Below are 13,781 nucleotides of genomic sequence, written 5' to 3' on the forward strand. Positions count from 1 at the left end.
TAAACCATCCTTATTGTTTTTTTAGACGCTCATTTCACCGGGCCGAAAGCCTCATCGACTTTCGCCAGGTCGGTGTCACGCAAGTTGCCGGCGTAGTAATGCAATTTGGTCCAGGCCATCAGGTAGTCATAACGCGCCTGGGCCAGGTCGCGACGGGTGCTGTACAGCTGCTGTTCGGCGTTCAGCGCGTCGAGGTTGACCCGCTCACCGCCGAGGATGCTTTGCCGGGTGGACACCACCAGCGCTTCAGCCGAAACCAGGGCTTTTTGATAGGCGCGCAACTTGCTCACCCCCGACAGGCAGGCGCTGAACTGGCGACGCAGTTCGATCAGGGTTTCGCGGGTCTTGCCTTCCAGCTCGTACTCGGCTTGCTCCATGGCACGGCTGGCCTGGCGGGTGGACGCGGAGACGGCGCCACCGGCATACAGCGGCAGGCTGAATTCGACACCGATGGTGTTGGTGTCATAGCGCTGGTTGTAGGTGTTGCCGCTGTCGGACTCCTGGCGACGCGAGCTGGCGTACGCGGTGATCTTCGGCAAATGCCCGGCGCGGTTGCGTTCCACCTCATAGTGCGCCACTTCGACCGCCTGGCGCTGGGACGCCAGCGTGGGGTTATTGCTGATCGCCAGCTCATGCCAGGTGTCGTAGTTGGCCGGGGTCAAGGTGAAGGCGGCGAAGCTCTGGTTCAGGGGTGCCAGGTCATGGATGTCGACGCTCTGCACGCCGATCAAGGCCCCCAGTTCTCGCAGCGACGCGTCTTGTTCGTCCAGCGCCTGGATTTCTTCGGCGGTCGCCAATTCATAACGCGACTCGGCTTCCAGAATGTCGGTGCGCGTGCCCTCGCCTTGCTGGAACAGATGCTGGTTCTGCTGGAACTGTTGCTCGTACGCCTTCTTCTTGGCGCGGGCAATGTCGATCTGGTCCTGGGCGAACAACGCCTGGGTGTAGTAACTCAGTACCCGCACCAGCAGCGCCTGGCTCTTGTCGCGAAAGCTCTCGTCGGCAAACAACGCCTGGGCCACGCCCTTGCGGTAGTTGGCATAGGCTTCGTAGTCGAACAACGGCTGTTGCAGGCTGAACGTGGAGCCATAGCTGTTGTAGTTGCGGTCGTCGCGATAGGAGCCGCCGCGGCCATCCGGCAGGTGCGCCTCGGAGTTGTTACGGCCCTTGTTGTAGTTGTACGACAGCCTCGGCAGCAGCCCGGCACGACCAATGGTGCGGTTCTCCAGGCCGGCGTCGCGCTCCTTGATCGCCCCGAGGAACACCGGGTCGTTACGCAGGGCCTGTTCGTACACATCGAACGGGCCCATGGCCGCTTGGGCACTGCCACAGGCCAACAGCAAGGTGATGAACACTGACTTCATGTTCATTCCTCGGTCAACGCGGAGCCGGCGCGGTCGAGCAGCGGCTTGAACAGGTAATTGAGCAATGAACGCTCGCCGGTGCGCACGAACATCTCGGCGGGCATGCCGGGCTTGATCACCAGGCCGTGGAGTTTTTCCAGTGCCGCGTCACTGACGCTGGTACGCAGCACGTAGTACGGCGCGCCGGTTTTTTCATCGAGCATCTGGTCGGCGGAGATCAGGCTGACCTCGCCCGGCACACGCGGGGTGCGGCTCTGGTTGAACGCCGTGAACAGGATATCGACCGGCAGATGGGTGCCCACCTTGTCCACCAGATGCACCGGCAAATGCCCTTCCACCTCCAGGCGCGTGCCCTGGGGCACGATCTCCAGCAGGGTTTCACCGGCCCGCACCACCGCGCCTTCCGTGTGCACGCCAAGGTTGACCGCAATGCCGTCGGCCGGCGCGTTGATTTCGCTGTGCTGCAGGTCGAAACCGGCCGAGGTCAGCTGCTGCTCCAGGGTCAAGCTGCGCAACTGGGCGTCGGCCAGTTGGCTGCGCACCTCCTTTTGGTATTCCTCACGGTGTTGCTGCAACTTGAGGCGCGACTCGAGGATGCCTTGCGCGACGCGACCGCTTTCCCCGGTGTTTTGCGCCAGGCTTTGCTGGACCTGGGACAGCTGACGCTGATAGTCCATCAGGCGGTTGCGCGGGATATAGCCATTGTCGGCCAGGGGCTGCAGGTTGCTCAGTTGCTCGCGCAGCGATTGCGCCTGGGCAGTGAGGTCGCTGCGGGCACGGCGCATGCCGTCGAGCTGTGCGCTGGCGCCTTCGATGTTCGCGCTGATGCCCGCCTGCTCGCGGGCAAAGGCTTCGCGGCGGCTGCTGAAGAGTTGGCGCTGGCCTTCAAGCACCAACGCCAGCGCCGGGTCAGGGTTGGCACTCAACTCGGCCGGAAAGGTGATGCTGGGTTGGTTGTCGCGCTCGCTCTGCCAGCGGGCGACGCTGGCCCAGGCCAGGCGGTATTGGGCCTGGAGCGACTGCACGTCGGCTTGATGCTGGGTCTGGTCGAGCAGAAACAGCGGCTGGCCTTGTTTGACCGCCTCGCCCTCCTTCACCAGGATCCGGCTGACCACGCCTGGGCTGAGGGTTTGCACAGCCTTGCGCTTGCCCGACACCACCACCGTGCCTTGCACCGGAATGCCTTGGTCCAGTGGGGCCAGGCTGGCCCAGAGGAAAAAACCGCCGGCGCCGACGACCGTCAGCAACCAGCCCATCTTGACGAAAAAACCGGCGTCTCGCTGCTTGAAAGGGGATTCGAAAGTGGTACTGCTCATGCGCCTGGGTTCCTTGCGGCTGGGTACTGACGGCTAAGGCTCACTCCGGCCTTTTCCCGTGGTGCTTCCGGCTGGCCCGACAAGGCGCGCAGCACTTCCTGGCTCGGCCCGAACGCCTGCAACCGCCCTTCGTTGAGCACCGCCAATTTGTCCGCCTGGGCCAGCGCCGAAGAGCGGTGCGTCACCAGCACCACGCTTGAGCCCTGGGCTTTCATCTGCACGATGGCGCTGGCCAACGCGGCTTCGCCTACGGTGTCGAGGTTGGAGTTGGGCTCATCCAGCACGATCAAGCGCGGCGCGCCGTACAGCGCCCGGGCCAGGGCCACGCGTTGTTTCTGGCCGCCTGACAGACCGCCACCGTTGTCGCCCAGCACCGTGTCGTAGCCTTGCGGCAAGCGCAGGATCAATTCATGCACCCCGGCCTGTTGCGCCGCCTTCACCACCTGCTCCGGGTCGGCGTCGCGAAAGCGAGCGATGTTGTCGGCAATGCTGCCGCTGAACAATTCGATGTCCTGGGGCAGGTAGCCGATATGCGGGCCGAGGTCATCGCGATCCCAGCGGTGAATATCCGCGCCGTCCAGGCGCACGGTGCCGGCCAGGGTCGGCCAGACACCCACCAGCACGCGGGCCAGGGTGGATTTACCGGAGCCCGATGCGCCGAGCACGCCCAGCACTTCACCGGCCCCCAGGTTGAAGCTGACTTGATGCAGGGTGGCCAGGCGTCGCCCCGGCGGGCCCGCACTGACTTGCTCGAAACTCACCTGGCCCTTGGGTGCCGGCAAGGCCATCTGCTCGACTTGCGGTGGAAACTCACGCAACAGATCGTCGAGGCGTTGGTAAGCCAGCTTCGCCGAGCTCCACTGCTTCCACACCGCGATCAATTGGTCGATCGGGCTGAGTACGCGCCCCATCAAGATAGAGCCGGCGATCATCATCCCGGCGGTCATCTGGCCCTTGATCACCAGCCATGCGCCCAGGCCCAGCACCAGCGATTGCAGGCACAGGCGCAAGGATTTACTCAGGGAGGTGATCACCGAGCCGGTGTCGCTGGCCTTGTTCTGGTAACCGAGAAATTGCGCATGCACGGCGAACCAGCGCTTGCGCAGCGCGCCGAGCATGCCCATGGCCTGGATCGTCTCGGCGTTGTGCAAATGGCTGGTGGCCAACTGCGTCGACTGCTGGGAAAAGGCGCCCGCCTCGCCCAGCGGCTTTTTGGTCAGGTATTCGTTCAGGCAAGCCAGTGCGATCAAGATCACGGCGCCTGCCGTGGCCAGCACGCCGAGCCAGACGTTGAACAGGAAAATCACGAACAGGTAGATGGGAAACCACGGCGCATCGAAAAATGCGAACAGCGCAGGCCCGGTGATGAATTGGCGGATCACCGTCAAATCGCCCAGGGACTGCCCGGCATGCCCCTGGCCCCGTTGCAGGTTGCGTTCGAACGCGGCCTTGTACACGCGCAGGTTGAAACGCTGTTCCAACTGGCTGCCGATACGGATCACGATAAAACTGCGCACCACTTCCAGGGTGCCGATAAAGGCAAAGAAGCCCACGACCATCAGTGTCAACATCACCAGCGTGGTTTCATTCTGGGAGGACAGCACGCGGTCATACACTTGCAGCATGTAAATCGACGGCACCAGCATCAGCACGTTAATCAATGCGGTGAAACAGCCGATGCTGATCAAAATACTTTTGTATTCACCCAATGCCCTGAATAAGGGCACAACCGCATGGGACTTCGCCATATTTATTGATCTTCCCTGAAGCGAATACGCGCAATAGTTGCCCAGCCCCCTGACTAAGGGACGGCCAACTATGAAATCGAGTTATAGGCTTATAACGATTAACTAATGTGTGCGTTGCAATACAACTTCCGAACCGGAGGCGGTGCGCCCTTTATATTCGCCTTCTTTCTGGCGATTCAAATGGGTAATACCGGTGCCTTCGGCGTTCATCAACCAGATGCCGTCCGGGGTCGGTGACCAGGTCAGGGGTTTGTCTCCCAGCCATTGCTCGACACAGGCGACATCACCTGCCAGCGCATTGGCCTGTTCCAGCAGGTCCAGCGCGCAGACCTGATCCTGTTGCTTGAGCTGCCAATGCCCGGCCAATTGGGCGCTGGTGGGTAATACGAGACTGCTCGCCATTGCTTGGGCTCCTGCCAAAACGAACAACACCTGCGAAGCACAGGCGATCAAATGGGAAAAACGCGGCATCTTCTGCTCCATCATAGAGCGCGGCGCCGTGGCGCCGCGCGCTTTACATCAGGCTACGATGTCGCTGGTTGCCGCCTGGCCAACGGTGGTGACGAGGAAATCCGCCACGCCATGCCCAGAGAAGTCCACTGCCAACGTACCCAGGTTGGTACCCGAGGCGTAGGTCAGTACAGCATCGCCGGCATGCCCGGTGAATGCATTGACGAAGCTCAAGCCTGCACCTTTGGTGATACCGGTGAGGTCGATCTTGTCCGAACCGGAGGTGAAGTCGAAGATCTTGTCGGCCGCACCCGGCTTGGAGTCGGAACTGGCACCGTACACGAAGGTATCGTTGCCGGCGCCGCCCCACAGTTGGTCCGCACCGCCGCCGCCGTAGATGATGTCGTTGCCGGCACCGCCCTTGATGAGGTTGGCTGCGTTGTTACCAATGATCAGGTCGTTGCCCGAACCGCCGAAGGCGTTTTCGACCGTGACGCCCTTGGCGATGGACACGTTGCCCACCAGGCCGCCGACGTCGGAGAACGACGCTTCATTGAGGTTGATCTTCTGGTTCTGGGTAAAACCGGAGAAGTCCAGGGTGTCATTGCCGCCACCGTCCCATACCGAAAACACCAGCTTGTCGGCATTGGAAGTGGCGCTGTAGAAATCACGCCCGGTGTTGGAGTTGAAACCGTAGGTGGTGTCGCCGGCACGCGTGTTGTAGTTGGCGCCGTAGAGCTTCTGGATCGCAGCGATGTCGTCGATCAGCGGGCCCGAGGAGTAAGCCTCGACCCCGCCTTTACTGAAGTTCTGGTTGGTGTTGCTCTCGCTCCAGTAACTCATGACGCTGTAGCCACGCGTGTCCTGTCCATAGGTCGCGTCGTTATAGGTCGGGTTGCCATTCCCGGCGTTGTAGTCGCCAGGGTGAGCCAGGCCCAGGGTGTGGCCGATTTCGTGGGTCAGGGTCTGCCGGCCATAGTTGTTCAGGTCCGGGGTCTTGTTCGGCGTGTAGCTGTTGTTGGTCAGGTACCACGAAGTGCCGTCGTAGCCTGCGCCGGTGCCGGGCAGGTAGGCGAAAGCCGCTGCGCCGTCCTGGCCACCGCTGTAGTTGCCGAAGGTCATGTGTGCATCACCACCGGAAGCCTTTTCGGTAAAGGTCACGTTGGCGACATCCGACCAGGATTGCATGGCCAGTGCGGCCTGTGCTTTTTGCTGGGCGTTGAATTGGCTGAACCCGGAAATGCCATGTTTGTTCATGGTGGCCGAGGAAGCCGAGGTGAGGAAGGTGTAGGTCAGATCGATCTTGCCGTTGCCATCAAAGTCCCGGTACGCGGCACCATCCCGCAGCAGCTGGGTCGCTGCCTGGTCCACGGTGTAGGACGGTTTGCCATTGACCGTGAGGTTGCCGCCACGATCGTACAGATGGCTGAAACTATCGATCTGCGAATACGCTGTGCTGGTTTGCGCTGCAGAAACAATAGCTTTGTCTTTTACTTTTGACATAAACGTACTTCCTTGTTTGCAAGTGCATCAGTCTTTGTTCGATAGGAACCTCGCGGGCGAGATCGTCCTATCACTCGCCTCTTTTGAAGGCGTATCGAAACTGACACAACCTGAAATCTTTCGTCTACAAATATTTCCGCATTGAAACTGTGACGTAGATTCAACTTGAGGAAGTGCTCTCCAGCATTTATTGGGGGCCATTGCTTCTGCGCGGCCAATTGTCGCCCACTGTTATTTAAATATTAAATATCGGTAAAGCCGCTCAAGTTGAGCGGCACACTTGATAAATGGATCCAATATATTGTCACGGTGTCATCTACAACATTAAAGAGCCACTATCTGCACTATTAAAGTGCTTTGTCCCCTATTACCGGGCCACACTCCAACCCGACTTGTTCAACGCGCTGATCAGCCTCTCGCCGGCAAGTCCCGGCACGCTGATGCCGTCTTGCGTGGTCATGTCTTCACCGGCCAGCAAGGCATTGATGATCGCCTCCTCCACCGCCTCTGCCGCCGCGCTGAACAGCGGTGAAATATGGTCGTTGTTCACCATCTGCAGGGGCGTGCTCAGCGGTAGGTCCTTGCGCCCGTAATCGGCCGGTGGGATCGCCTGGTTGCCCGTGGCGAACGCCAGGAACAGATCGCCACTGGAGTCTTCAGTGCCGCCACCGGTGCGGGCGATACCGACCGAGGCACGCTGTGCCAGGCGTCGGCATTGGTGCGGCAATAACGGCGCGTCGGTGGCGAGGATCACCACAATCGAGCCCATGCCGGGCGTACCGCGTTCGGCGAACGGCGAAGGGATCTCCATCAGATGACGCCCCACCGGGTAGCCATCCACACGCAGTTCCTGGCGTTTGCCATGGTTGGCCTGCACCAGCGCGCCGACTGTCCAGCCCCCCTGCTGCGCCGGCAAGCGCCGCGATGCCGTCCCGATGCCACCCTTGAACTCGTGACAGATCATCCCGGTCCCGCCGCCCACCGCGCCCTCCTGCACCGGGCCGGATTCAGCGTTATCCAGCGCCTCGCGCACATGCTCAGGCTTGACGTGCTGGCCCCAGATATCATTCAGCAGGCCGTCGTAGGTTTCCATCACCACCGGCATGCACCAATACACGGCCGGGTCTGCCAGGCGCTCGCGCTCCAGAGCGATCAACGTGTCGCGCACCACGCCGATGCTGTGGGTGTTGGTGATGGCCAGCGGTGTGGTCAGCAGCCCCGCTTCGCTGATCCATTCAAGGCCAGTGGCGTCGCCATTGCCATTGAGCACGTGATAGCCGGCAAAGCAGGGTTGATGGCGCGCCTCCCCGGCCCGTGGCTGGATGACGCTGACGCCGGTGCGCACCTGTTTGCCGTCGATGCAGGTCTTGAGCGTGGCGTGGCCGACCCGCACGCCCGGTACATCGGTGATTGCATTCAATTCGCCGGGCGTGCCCAGCCCCAACGTGATGCCCAATTGACGTGCACGCATAACCACTCCTTACAATTTCTGAAACGCCGGACTCAACCGGCCACTGATGCAATACAAAATCACCGACGTGGCCAGCAAGCCGATGATGATCATGATGTCCCGGATCGACGCAGCCGCGATCAGGGTCGTCAGTAAATAACCCGCCCCCAGCACCGCCAGTAACGCCGGCAGCGGCCACAGCGGCATGCGGTACGGATGCTCGCGATCACGCAGCAGCACCCGGCTCATCAGCGCACTCAACGCCACCACCAGGTACACCAGCATGATCAGCAATACGCTGAATGAGGTCAGGTCCGCCAAATTGGAGCTGAAACTCAGCAACGCCGAGGGAACCGCCAGAAACAGCGTAGCCAACCAGGGTGAATCCCAACGCGGGTGGATACGCGTGAAGCAGCGATTGATGGTCGGCGTCCACAGCGCATCGCGGCCACTGCTGAACACCACGCGGCCGATCTGGATGACGATGGCGACGATGGCATTGAACACCGACAGGAAGATCCCCGCGCTGACCAGGCGTGACAGGGTCTCATTGCCGTGACTGGTCAGCAGGTAGCCGATCGGGTCGGGGCTGCTGATCATCGCACTCAGGGATGGCGCGCCAATCAACAGCGCGGTAATGGGCACCAGCTCGATCACCACCACCAGCCCCAGCGACCACAATACGGCTTTGTGTACGCCTTTGCCGCCACACTTCATGTCTTCGGCCAGCAGCACGGCGGGGCCATAGCCATTGAACGAAAACAGGCCGATACCGACCGCGCCGATCACCAGGCCCCAGGGCGCCAGATGCAACATGCCGTTCTCGACAATCTGCGGTTGCAACAGCACGCTGGCCGGCTGCACCGGGTTACCGAAGCCGATGCACACAATCACCAGCAGTGCCGCCACTTCCAGCAACAGGCAAGTGCCGGTGATCCAGGCATTGAGCTTGATATTGAGGATGCCCAGTGCGTAGCTGCACACTACGATCACCAGGGCCACGGTTTGCGAATCGAATTTCGTGCCCAAGGCGTTATTGAGATACGTCGCGGCCCCCGTTGCCAGCACCGGCGGGATAAACAGCAACATGACCAGCACGGTCAAAAACGTCGCATAACCAGCCATGCCGCCGAACACGCGCTTGGCGTAGACATATTCACCCCCTGCGCTGTTATGGGCACGCCCCAGTTCGGCGTAGCAGAAGGCGAACATCAGTGCGAGCAAAGCGGCCATCACAAAAGCCAGGAACACCCCACTGCCGGCCTGTTGGATGGCAAAGGGCGCTATGACGAACACGGAACTGGCCGGAGTGACCGCCGAAACGGTGATGGCCACCACATCGAAGACGCTCAAGGTCGGCTTGAGCACGCCGTCTGGCGCGGGAGAAGCACTCATATCGTTATCCTCTGTCGTTGTTTTTGGTGTGAGGCAGAAACGAAAAACCGGATGGGTTGCGGGATATGTTTCCCGCTGAATGAGCACGAAGGTATCGGCTGCGACGGTGTCAGCCAATTCCCCTATTGGGGTACTCCCCTTGACGGCCCCCGGCAAAAACCCAACCCTTGACCGATCTATTCGAGGCCGGGAGCCGTTTAAATGAGCCTGTTCAGGGAAATCGGCATGCATGCAGGGCTGGGGCGCACCCTGTCACAGATCGGCACCGAGCGGTTCTGGAAACAACTGGTGCTGTTACTGCATCAGTGCCTGCCCTTCGATAACGCCCTGGCGATCTTCTACCCACTGGAAGGCCCACCCCAGGCGCTGGAGGAATACGACGCCCAGCCCAGCAGCAAACCGGCGTCGATGCTGGTTTACCTCAATGGCTTGTATTTGCTCGACCCGTTTTTCCAGGCGTGCCGCGAAGGCTACCCCAGCGGTGTGTACCGCCTCGAAGAGGTGGCGCCGGACCATTTTCGCCAGAGTGAATACTTCCTCAACTACTTCCACGACAACGTCCTGGAAGATGAGGTGCAGTTCATCCTGCAATTGCCGGGGGCAGGCACTTTGTCATTGTCGCTGGGCATGCAACGCCGGTTCAGTTTTGAAGAAAGCGGGCTGATGACCACGCTGGCCGCGTGGGTGCTGCCGTTGATGCAGCAGCATTGGCAACAAAGTACTCAGCGAGTGCCGGCGATGGACAGCCAGATCAGGGACGCCCTGAGCCATTTCGGCTGCGGCGTGCTGTCGGAGCGTGAGCTGGAGGTCGCGCGGCTGGTGCTGCGTGGGTTCTCGTCCAAGGCCATGGCCGAGCGCCTGAATATTTCGCCGGATACCGTGAAGGTGCATCGGCGGCATCTGTACGCGAAGCTGGATATCTCGTCACAACCGGAGCTGTTTTCGTTGTTTATCCAGTCGTTGGGGCATGATCTGGAGAATCCCTGAGGGCCGGGTGTCACTACCCAATAAAGAGCGGCTTTCTGAAGTCGACGTCAGAAAGCCGCACTGTCGGTTTTGAGCCTTTCAAACCTTTCCGAAGATACTGTACACAACGTCTATCTCATTCCCCTCCCGGGTTTTAGCCTCCACACGTCCTCGAATCCACACAATCGGACCGGACGTAATAAACAGCACCTCGGCACTGACTGCTGGGCGGCCCTGAGTTGAGCCATGGGGAACATAAGTAACACTCACTACTTTGTCCGCTAATGTGTAAGTACCGCTTGGCGTGTCAACACCCTTAATCTCGACCTGGATGATTGCTGGCGCTAGCGGATCTGAACCTTCCATCCTGCCAAAAAATCGAATATTTCCGCTTTGTTCGTCGCGATAGACCGATGTCGATATGAAAATACTCGGCACACCGCCAGTGGTTACCGCACCCACCATACTGCCGAACGGGCTGATTTTCGGCAGGACGATATTAGGGACGTTTGGCATAAAAACTCCTTTTTTCATTTGATGACTAATAGGCATCAGGAGCTTAAGTCAATCTCCCAAAAATAAAACCTGTCAGAAATGACAGTCTAAGAAATCGGTTTTAATCGCTAGAAATTCTATGGACCGCGCCTGCCATGGTGGCCGGCCCCATAGGCGGCCTGCCGCACCTTTTATCATTGGCTTAGTGCACGTAATTGGTAAAACTGGCCATCACGTCCGCGTTAACCCCTAGTCCCACCAGTTAAACCGCCTGATACCGAACGCAGCCTTGTAGTGAACGGGCTTGCCCTAATGCCAGTCAGTTAAGGATTAACGCGGTCACTGTGGGAGGGGGCTTGCTCCCGATGGACTGCGTAGCAGGCCCATTTTTGAGGCCGCTGCGCGGCCTATCGGGAGCAAGCCCCCTCCCACAATTTATTCATCGCCCGCTTTATCGCTCAACTGACAGGCAAGCCCGCTCACTACAGGCTTCAGCGGCCGGTACGGATGGTGTTCCACACCCGCGTACGCACCCGGTCGATATTCAGCGGCATCGCCTCCAGGGCAAACAATTTGCCCATCATTTCCGGGCTCGGGTACACCTTGGTGTCGGCCTTGATCATCGGGTCCACCAGGCTGTCGGCCGCGCTGTTGCCATTGGCGTAGTGCACGTAGTTGGTGATGCTGGCCATCACGTCCGGGCGCAGCAGGTAGTTCATGAACGCATAGCCGGCTTTTTCATCGGGCGCGTCGGCGGGCATGGCGACCATGTCGAACCAGATGGCAGCGCCTTCCTTGGGGATGTTGTAGCCGATGTTCACGCCGTTTTTGGCTTCCTTGGCACGGCTTTCGGCTTGCAGGATGTCGCCGGAGAAACCGACGGCCACGCAGATGTCGCCATTGGCCAGGTCGGCGGTGTATTTCGAGGAGTGGAAGTACGCCACATACGGCCGCACTTTCATCAGCAGGTTTTGAGCTTTTTTGTAGTCTTCAGGCTGCTTGCTGTGGGGCGGCAACCCCAGGTAGTTCAGCGCGGCCGGCAACAGCTCCGGGCCGTTGTCGAGGATCGCCACCCCGCACTTTTGCAGCTTGGCCATGTTTTGCGGTTTGAAGATCAAGTCCCAGGAATCCACCGGCGCGCTGTCGCCGAGCACGGCCTTGACCTTGTCGATGTTGTAGCCGATGCCCGTACTGCCCCACAGGTAGGGAAAACCGTGGGCGTTGCCCGGGTCGTTGTTTTCCAGGGCCTTGAGCAATACCGGGTTGAGGTTTTTCCAATTGGGCAATTGGCGCTTGTCGAGCTTCTTCAGCGCGCCGCCCTCGATCTGCCGGGCCATGAAGTGGTTGGATGGGAACACCACGTCATAACCTGATTGCCCCGTCATCAACTTACCGTCGAGGGTCTCGTTGCTGTCGTACACATCGTAGGTGAAACCGATGCCGGTTTCTTTCTGGAAGTTCTTGGTGGTGTCGGGCGCAATGTAGTCCGACCAGTTGTAGATTTTCACCGTCTCGGCGGCCTGGCTGATAGACGCCGCTAACATCAAGGGAAACAGGGCAATGGCTTTCATGGTTCGATTTCCTGGCGGTTTCAGGGCTGTTGTTATGGCAGGCGATCAAGGATCCAAAGCGTTCGTGCAAGTCAAACGATCAGTGCATGAAACCTTCCATAAAGCCGGCCACGGCGCTCGCCAACTTGCGCCGCCAGGGCGCGGTATGGGGGTCGGCCAACACCTGGTCTTCATGCACAAAACTGCGAATGATCGCGTTGTAGCCCAGCCAGCGGCAGGGCTCAGGCTCCCAGGGCTTGAGTGCGTCCAGGCCACGCTCGCGGATCACCCAGGGCTGGGTGGTCAATGGCGTATCCAGGCCCAGGATCAGGTCAGCCAAGGTGCGCCCGCCCAGGTTGGTGGCGCCGACGCCCTCTCCGCCATAACCGCCAGAGAGCGCGATACCGGTCTTGTGGTCACACAACATATGTGGCCGGAAGTTGCGTGACATGCCGAGGTTGCCACCCCAGGAGTGGGTAATCCGTACCTTCTTCAGCTGTGGGAAGAGTTCACCAAACAGGTAACGACGCAGCTCGACCTCGCTGTCGGTCAGATCGAAGTTGTGTCGCAACTTCCCCGCGAACTGATAGCCGCCACGGGCCCCGAACACCAGGCGATTGTCCGCTGAGCGCTGGCCGTAGGTGACCTGACGGCTGCTTTCGCCAAACGCCTGGCCATGGCTCAAGCCGATTTCATCCCAGGTCGAGGCGGACAGCGGCTCGGTGGCGACCATCAGGCTCTGCACCGGCAACTGATAACGCCCCAGGGCCGGCAATGTGTTGGCGTAGCCTTCCACCGCCGGCACCACCCAGGCGGCGCGCACGCCGGCCTGGGCCGTGCGCAGGCGGCCGGACTGCCAATGGGTCACCGGGCTGTTTTCGTAGATCGTCACCCCCATGTTCTCCACCACCCGCGCCAGGCCGCGCACCAGCTTGGCGGGGTTGATCGTCGCGACATGCGGCGCATAGATGCCGCCATAGGGCTTGGCGATACGGATCTGTTCGGCCAACTGTTGCGGGCTCAACCAGCGGTAGTCGTGTTCAGTCAGCCCCTGGGCGTGGAGTTTGTCCAGGTAAAGACGCAGGCTGCGCTCCTGTTCGGGGTAACGTGCCGCGCAGTACAGGGCGCCGCCTTTGCGGTAGTCGCAGTCGATCCCTTCACGGGCCAACACCTGGGCCACTTCATCCGGTATGCCGTGCAACAGATCGAATGAGGCCCGGCGTTGTTGCGGGTCGAGGCCCGCCAACAAGCGGTCTTCACCCAACAGGTTGCCCATCAGCCAGCCACCGTTGCGGCCCGACGCGCCAAAACCTGCGGTGTGTGCCTCGATAATCGCGATTTTCAGCTCGGGTGCCTGGCGCTTCAGGTAATACGCGGTCCACAGCCCGGTATAACCGGCACCGATAATGGCCACGTTGACATCCAGGTCATGGGCCAGCGCCGGCCGCGCCAGCAGCGGGTCGTCCAACTGGTCCATCCATAAACTGATCTTGCGCCATGCCGGCATGCCGGGCTCCCCTACCTCATTTCGATAGGGACGATCC

11 protein-coding genes are annotated in these 13,781 nt (G+C 60.3%); 1 reads left to right on the forward strand and 10 read right to left on the reverse strand.

What is annotated here, in order from left to right:
• Nucleotides 1-29: 29 nt before the first annotated feature.
• The 7 genes from ACQRBT_RS22860 to ACQRBT_RS22890 all read right to left on the reverse strand — a co-directional run bounded on the left by ACQRBT_RS22860 (nucleotide 30) and on the right by ACQRBT_RS22890 (nucleotide 9,226).
• Nucleotides 30-1,364, reverse strand: coding sequence for a TolC family outer membrane protein (locus tag ACQRBT_RS22860; RefSeq protein ID WP_060753095.1), 1,335 nt, complete (start codon nucleotides 1,362-1,364; stop codon nucleotides 30-32).
• Between the two features lie 2 nt (nucleotides 1,365-1,366).
• Nucleotides 1,367-2,680 carry an HlyD family type I secretion periplasmic adaptor subunit gene (locus tag ACQRBT_RS22865; protein WP_412046030.1) on the reverse strand — a complete coding sequence of 438 codons (1,314 nt, stop codon included), beginning with the start codon at nucleotides 2,678-2,680 and terminating at the stop codon, nucleotides 1,367-1,369.
• A complete protein-coding gene (locus ACQRBT_RS22870; protein WP_198762501.1) occupies nucleotides 2,677-4,428 on the reverse strand; it encodes a type I secretion system permease/ATPase in 1,752 nt (583 codons plus the stop codon). Before ACQRBT_RS22870 ends, ACQRBT_RS22865 begins: the two co-directional genes overlap by 4 nt.
• A 102-nt stretch (nucleotides 4,429-4,530) precedes the next feature.
• Nucleotides 4,531-4,899: an AprI/Inh family metalloprotease inhibitor gene (locus tag ACQRBT_RS22875; protein ID WP_412046029.1), complete on the reverse strand. Its 369-nt coding sequence runs from the start codon at nucleotides 4,897-4,899 to the stop codon at nucleotides 4,531-4,533.
• Between the two features lie 48 nt (nucleotides 4,900-4,947).
• Nucleotides 4,948-6,381 (reverse strand): serralysin family metalloprotease, encoded by a 1,434-nt coding sequence (locus tag ACQRBT_RS22880; protein WP_060753099.1) that lies wholly within the window; start codon nucleotides 6,379-6,381, stop codon nucleotides 4,948-4,950.
• 367 nt (nucleotides 6,382-6,748) lie between these two features.
• The gene (locus tag ACQRBT_RS22885) at nucleotides 6,749-7,852 is read right to left on the reverse strand and encodes a P1 family peptidase (protein ID WP_412046028.1); all 1,104 of its coding nucleotides are present in this window, start codon (nucleotides 7,850-7,852) and stop codon (nucleotides 6,749-6,751) included.
• Nucleotides 7,853-7,861: 9 nt separating this feature from the next.
• Nucleotides 7,862-9,226, reverse strand: coding sequence for an APC family permease (locus tag ACQRBT_RS22890; protein ID WP_411984084.1), 1,365 nt, complete (start codon nucleotides 9,224-9,226; stop codon nucleotides 7,862-7,864).
• 201 nt (nucleotides 9,227-9,427) lie between these two features.
• On the opposite strand from ACQRBT_RS22890, the gene ACQRBT_RS22895 reads away from it, so the two are divergent.
• Complete coding sequence (locus ACQRBT_RS22895) at nucleotides 9,428-10,213, forward strand: helix-turn-helix transcriptional regulator (protein ID WP_104993750.1); 786 nt, start codon at nucleotides 9,428-9,430, stop codon at nucleotides 10,211-10,213.
• A gap of 78 nt (nucleotides 10,214-10,291) precedes the next feature.
• Here ACQRBT_RS22895 and ACQRBT_RS22900 read toward each other — a convergent pair whose 3' ends face one another.
• The 3 genes from ACQRBT_RS22900 to ACQRBT_RS22910 all read right to left on the reverse strand — a co-directional run bounded on the left by ACQRBT_RS22900 (nucleotide 10,292) and on the right by ACQRBT_RS22910 (nucleotide 13,744).
• On the reverse strand, nucleotides 10,292-10,708 hold the full coding sequence (locus ACQRBT_RS22900; protein ID WP_411984082.1) for a hypothetical protein: 417 nt from the start codon (nucleotides 10,706-10,708) through the stop codon (nucleotides 10,292-10,294).
• Between the two features lie 470 nt (nucleotides 10,709-11,178).
• Nucleotides 11,179-12,258 (reverse strand): polyamine ABC transporter substrate-binding protein, encoded by a 1,080-nt coding sequence (locus ACQRBT_RS22905; RefSeq protein ID WP_412046027.1) that lies wholly within the window; start codon nucleotides 12,256-12,258, stop codon nucleotides 11,179-11,181.
• Between the two features lie 79 nt (nucleotides 12,259-12,337).
• Nucleotides 12,338-13,744, reverse strand: coding sequence for an NAD(P)/FAD-dependent oxidoreductase (locus ACQRBT_RS22910; protein WP_412046026.1), 1,407 nt, complete (start codon nucleotides 13,742-13,744; stop codon nucleotides 12,338-12,340).
• Between the last annotated feature and the right edge of the window lie 37 nt (nucleotides 13,745-13,781).

The organism is Pseudomonas sp. R19M, from assembly GCF_050312585.1.
Lineage (GTDB): Bacteria > Pseudomonadota > Gammaproteobacteria > Pseudomonadales > Pseudomonadaceae > Aquipseudomonas > Aquipseudomonas palleroniana.

Bases quoted from the DNA above. Each gene is read 5' to 3' on its own strand.
- ACQRBT_RS22880 (WP_060753099.1), bottom strand. From the start codon at position 6,381: ATGTCAAAAGTAAAAGACAAAGCTATTGTTTCTGCAGCGCAAACCAGC.
- ACQRBT_RS22905 (WP_412046027.1), bottom strand. From the start codon at position 12,258: ATGAAAGCCATTGCCCTGTTTCCCTTGATGTTAGCGGCGTCTATCAGC.
- ACQRBT_RS22875 (WP_412046029.1), bottom strand. From the start codon at position 4,899: ATGCCGCGTTTTTCCCATTTGATCGCCTGTGCTTCGCAGGTGTTGTTC.
- ACQRBT_RS22870 (WP_198762501.1), bottom strand. From the start codon at position 4,428: ATGGCGAAGTCCCATGCGGTTGTGCCCTTATTCAGGGCATTGGGTGAA.
- ACQRBT_RS22895 (WP_104993750.1), top strand. From the start codon at position 9,428: ATGAGCCTGTTCAGGGAAATCGGCATGCATGCAGGGCTGGGGCGCACC.
- ACQRBT_RS22865 (WP_412046030.1), bottom strand. From the start codon at position 2,680: ATGAGCAGTACCACTTTCGAATCCCCTTTCAAGCAGCGAGACGCCGGT.
- ACQRBT_RS22890 (WP_411984084.1), bottom strand. From the start codon at position 9,226: ATGAGTGCTTCTCCCGCGCCAGACGGCGTGCTCAAGCCGACCTTGAGC.
- ACQRBT_RS22900 (WP_411984082.1), bottom strand. From the start codon at position 10,708: ATGCCAAACGTCCCTAATATCGTCCTGCCGAAAATCAGCCCGTTCGGC.
- ACQRBT_RS22860 (WP_060753095.1), bottom strand. From the start codon at position 1,364: ATGAAGTCAGTGTTCATCACCTTGCTGTTGGCCTGTGGCAGTGCCCAA.
- ACQRBT_RS22885 (WP_412046028.1), bottom strand. From the start codon at position 7,852: ATGCGTGCACGTCAATTGGGCATCACGTTGGGGCTGGGCACGCCCGGC.
- ACQRBT_RS22910 (WP_412046026.1), bottom strand. From the start codon at position 13,744: ATGCCGGCATGGCGCAAGATCAGTTTATGGATGGACCAGTTGGACGAC.